General features: G+C 35.5%; 1 protein-coding gene and 1 pseudogene. One reads left to right on the top strand and one right to left on the bottom strand.

Going from position 1 to position 813, the window contains the following annotated elements:
• Positions 1-96: 96 nt before the first annotated feature.
• Positions 97-456, bottom strand: coding sequence for a DUF3397 domain-containing protein (locus tag GMD1S_RS08445; protein WP_008281343.1), 360 nt, complete (start codon positions 454-456; stop codon positions 97-99).
• 91 nt (positions 457-547) lie between these two features.
• Here GMD1S_RS08445 and GMD1S_RS11875 point away from each other — a divergent pair.
• A pseudogene (locus tag GMD1S_RS11875) lies at positions 548-813 on the top strand (TIGR01212 family radical SAM protein); the annotation flags it as partial.

The following is an 813-nucleotide window of genomic DNA, read 5'->3' as shown; positions in this document are numbered from 1 at the left end:
ACATTTAGGAAATAAAAAAAGTATCTTGGTAGAGCTTAGAAAACAAGTTATGAAGATAAAAATATTCCCTTAGACAGCTGTCTGAGGGAATGTTTTTTATGGGAGCATCATCAATTCGACAATCATAGCTATGTAGATGATTAAGGTAAGGAGAAAACCGGCTCTCCAGAAGAATTTGATGAATTTAGGGTAATAAAAACTTCGTTTTTTGACAAGGAAAAAGATTACAAGGAGGATTGCTAGGAGAGAAAGTGCGACACCAAGTCGCGGTAGAAAGTTGTGGGTAAAGGCTTTAGCAGTAATCAGATAGTACTCAAATACCAAAAGTGGAAAAGCTAGATCCGCGAAATTAAATCCTATTTTTCTGAGTCCGAAAAGCTTGGTGACAATAAAGCAAACCACCAAGGTTAATATCAATAATAAAATAGATGCTATTTTCATTAAAATCATACCCATATTGTATCATAAAAAAACGCTAAAGGAAATGAGAAACAAGGGAATTTGTAGGAAAGTCAGGCTTTTGAGATTGTAGGTGTTTTTTGTTATAATGAAAGTTATGAAATCTTATAATACCTTGAATGATTATTATCGAAAACTTTTTGGAGAAAAGACTTTCAAAGTTCCTATTGATGCGGGATTTGACTGTCCAAATCGTGATGGAACTGTAGCTCATGGTGGTTGTACTTTTTGTACGGTTTCAGGTTCTGGAGATGCCATCGTGGCACCGGATGCCCCTATCCGTGAGCAATTTTATAAGGAAATTGACTTTATGCACCGCAAATGGCCAGATGTTCAGAAGTACTTGGTTTATTT

Origin of the sequence: Streptococcus sp. GMD1S (assembly GCF_000296875.1) — a bacterium.
Lineage (GTDB): Bacteria > Bacillota > Bacilli > Lactobacillales > Streptococcaceae > Streptococcus.
Note: the sequence above shows the minus strand (reverse complement) of the source record. Positions and strands in the feature narration are given on the sequence as shown.